The sequence below is a fragment of the Vibrio sp. 2134-1 genome (genome assembly GCF_033339495.1).
On sequence record NZ_JAWOUS010000214.1, the window covers coordinates 1 to 901 of the forward strand.

Here is a 901-nt window from a genome sequence, read left to right on the forward strand (position 1 = left end):
CACTGAAGGCGAAGACAGCGAGATGTTTTTGTCAGTTAAGCCTTTTGCGGTTAAAAAATCGAGAATCAAACGCGTTTGTTGGTCTATGTCATCAAACATCGCGCCCATATCATTGCTGGCTACCGTAAATTGGATTGGCCAAATGACGGTATCTGCCGGGTATTCTCGCTCAGCCACTCCCTTCACCGTTACCACTCGCTCATAGGCTTTGTATTTGACTGCTGTTTGCTGAATAAAAAAGCCCAATACTCCTAAACCTATTATCAGACACAGCCCGAGCCATATTGACGCTTTATTGGAAATCTTCTCCATTCATCCTCCTAATTTCGCCAAAAGTAACAATTCGTAGTATCGATAACATAGCTCAACTATGGCCAGAAAATGGCGACCTAAAGCTAAATTTTTGTCATATCGTTCGAAATGGTGAACAGAATTAATTAAAATTGAACAGTGTTTTATTGTGAGTTTTAAGATTATGTTGAAAACAAAATGGTTGGTGGTTCTAGGCGGATTATTTGTCTCAACGGCCTGTTTGAGTGCTGACGACTTAGCTATGGATGACAACTCAACACAAGAACCCCGTAATGAACAGCAATACGAAGGGAAAAGCTTTGATGGTCGAATTCTGCTAGATAATGAGCCGACCAAACAGGTCTTGAGCTCACTAGAAAGTCTCGGTGAAACGCTCAACTCTCTGAGTATCCTGATGTTTGCTGGCGACAAAACGTAACGCTAAAGCTGTCCTATCCCCTTCGCCTTTGGTCAACAAAGCTTCACCAGTTTGTCACCAAAGGCTCATGGATTTGCCTCTGAACTGTCATCTGTAATTTCTACTATCCGATCAGCCACTTGTACGCTGAGGTAAATATGGATAGTTCGACCCCTTTTCGTCTCCCTCGTA

2 protein-coding genes are annotated in these 901 nt (G+C 42.7%); one reads left to right on the forward strand and one right to left on the reverse strand.

The genetic code is table 11. From position 1 onward, the window contains the following. On the reverse strand, nucleotides 1-312 hold a 312-nt coding region (locus R7R78_RS25010; protein ID WP_406707392.1), incomplete at its 3' end, for an SIMPL domain-containing protein. Nucleotides 313-475: 163 nt separating this feature from the next. Here R7R78_RS25010 and R7R78_RS25015 point away from each other — a divergent pair. After that, on the forward strand, nucleotides 476-730 hold the full coding sequence (locus tag R7R78_RS25015) for a hypothetical protein (protein ID WP_023624880.1): 255 nt from the start codon (nucleotides 476-478) through the stop codon (nucleotides 728-730). Nucleotides 731-901: the final 171 nt, after the last annotated feature.

Excerpts from the sequence above, each read along its gene's own strand:
- R7R78_RS25015 (WP_023624880.1), top strand. The coding sequence starts at position 476 with ATGTTGAAAACAAAATGGTTGGTGGTTCTAGGCGGATTATTTGTCTCA.